Origin of the sequence: Mangrovimicrobium sediminis (genome assembly GCF_004745945.1) — a bacterium.
Taxonomy (GTDB): Bacteria; Pseudomonadota; Gammaproteobacteria; order Pseudomonadales; family Halieaceae; genus Mangrovimicrobium; species Mangrovimicrobium sediminis.
Genome location: NZ_SRLE01000049.1, coordinates 1 through 1,883 on the forward strand (window position 1 = coordinate 1; position 1,883 = coordinate 1,883).

Here is a 1,883-nt window from a genome sequence, read left to right on the forward strand (position 1 = left end):
TGCACGTGTGGGACCGGCGCACGCCGGCGGAGGAAGTGCTGCGCGGCTTCGACGACCTGGTGCGCGCGGGCAAGGTGCTGTACGTGGGCATCTCCGATACCCCGGCCTGGCAGATCGCGCGGCTGCAGGCCATCGCCGACCTGCGCGGCTGGTCGCCGCTGGTCGCCCTGCAGATTCCCTACAGCCTGGCCGAGCGCAGCGTGGAGCGCGAGTTCATGCCCATGGCGCAGGAGATGGGACTCGGTGTGTGTCCCTGGTCGCCACTGGCCGGCGGGGTGCTCTCGGGCAAGTACGCGAACACCGAGCTCAAGTCCCTGGACTCCCGCGGGATCGGCGACCTCGACACCCGCGAGAAAATCAATATCGCCACCGGCCTGCTCAACCAGCGCACCCTGGGCATCGCGGCGACCGTCGGCGAGGTGGCGCAGGTGTTTCCCCCAGGACATGATCGAGGGCGAGGTCGCCGACGGCATGTTCGGCGGCGTCCGGGTAGCGCTGCCGGGCTAGTGTCAGGCGGCGATGTTACAGCGACAATAATCGACAACAGGAGAACCAGCATGTCCCAGGATGACCGCATGGGTGTGGTCAACACCATCAACCTCTACGCCGCAGCGCTGGACACCCAGCAGTGGCACCTCTTCGACCGCGTGTTCACCGAGGACGCCAGCGTCGATTTCGGCGGCGGGGCGGTGTGGAGCGATCGCGCCACCCTGCTACAGGCTTTCGAGGCCATTCACTCGCCGTTCTGGGCGACCCAGCACGTCACCACCAACCACACCGTGGTGGTCGACGGCGACCGCGCCCACTGCCTGAGCTTCGTGCACGGGCGCTTTATTCGCGACGTGGGGGAGGGCGGCAACATGTTCGAGTCCGGCGGCTGGTACGACGACCAGTTGGTGCGCGCCGGGGACCTGTGGCTGATCCACAAGCGCGAGTGCCGTTCGATCTGGGCGGCGGGTAACCCGAAGGTGCTGGAAACCCAGCCGGGGGTGTCCGGGATTCCCGCGCTGTTCTCCCTGGCGGAGGAGGCGCAGGGGGGGCGGCTGGCGATTCTCGATGCGCTTAACGGCTGACCGCGAGTCCCGCGGGCCAGCGCAGGCCGGCCCAGGCCTCGGGGGTGGCGCACATGTATTCGACGTAGTGGCCGAGGGTGGCGCTGGTGTCCAGGTAGAGAAAATCGATGCCCGGGACACTGCCTTCCAGGGCCACCTCCCAGCCGCGGCGCGCGGCTTCGGTGGCGGTCACCGGCCCAGGCCAGGGCGACGCGAAAGCGCGCCACGCCCTCGCCCGCCGGTGTGCGCACCGCGACCTCGACGTTGTCGAAATCGAAGTCGTCGACGGCGAACTCGTGGGCAAAAGTTTCCGCGGCGAGGTCGAGGTTGCGGGTAACATAGCCATTCTGGAAGTGGCCGGGCAGGTACATGGGCGTTCTCGGGCGGTGGCTGATGGCCCCGGACTGTAGCCGCCCCGCCTGCCGAATTCAACCGGCCCTCGGGATTGACACCCGCTGGGCTGCTAGATACTTTGCACTGCAAAGCTAATGTGGAGGTAAGCCGATGAGCGAGTTCGATCGCGCTTTGACACAGCTTCAGGAGATCCAGTCACGCATCGTTGAGAGCACGCGCTTTCGCGGTATCGGCGCCGATCTCAACCTGGCCACCGCGGGCGTGGTGGCCGTGCTGGCCCTGGCCCAGGGCATCTGGCCCCGGGTGTTGCTGTCCAGCGACCTGACTTATGTGGCCATTTGGTCACTCGTGCTGGTAATCTCCTGTGTGCTGGCCTGCTTCGACGAATCTCGGATGCCGCCTACTGCTTGCAAAAAAAAACGGTAATACGGAAGATCCAGGCGTTATCCGGATTTATTGGGTTGAACGTGAGCGTAG

Annotated in this window: 3 protein-coding genes; 2 read left to right on the top strand and 1 reads right to left on the bottom strand. The window is 66.1% G+C overall.

Going from position 1 to position 1,883, the window contains the following annotated elements; genetic code table 11:
* The coding region (locus tag E4634_RS21205) for an aldo/keto reductase (RefSeq protein WP_167855026.1) at positions 1-1,073 on the top strand (1,073 nt) is incomplete at its 5' end.
* Here the strand turns inward: E4634_RS21205 and E4634_RS21210 are convergent.
* On the bottom strand, positions 1,063-1,245 hold the full coding sequence (locus E4634_RS21210) for a hypothetical protein (RefSeq protein ID WP_135446677.1): 183 nt from the start codon (positions 1,243-1,245) through the stop codon (positions 1,063-1,065). The two genes, E4634_RS21205 and E4634_RS21210, sit on opposite strands and share 11 nt — an antisense overlap.
* A 311-nt stretch (positions 1,246-1,556) precedes the next feature.
* Here E4634_RS21210 and E4634_RS21215 point away from each other — a divergent pair, with 311 nt between their 5' ends.
* Positions 1,557-1,832 carry a hypothetical protein gene (locus E4634_RS21215; RefSeq protein WP_135446678.1) on the top strand — a complete coding sequence of 92 codons (276 nt, stop codon included), beginning with the start codon at positions 1,557-1,559 and terminating at the stop codon, positions 1,830-1,832.
* Positions 1,833-1,883: the final 51 nt, after the last annotated feature.

Bases quoted from the DNA above. Each gene is read 5' to 3' on its own strand.
- E4634_RS21215 (WP_135446678.1), top strand. From the start codon at position 1,557: ATGAGCGAGTTCGATCGCGCTTTGACACAGCTTCAGGAGATCCAGTCA.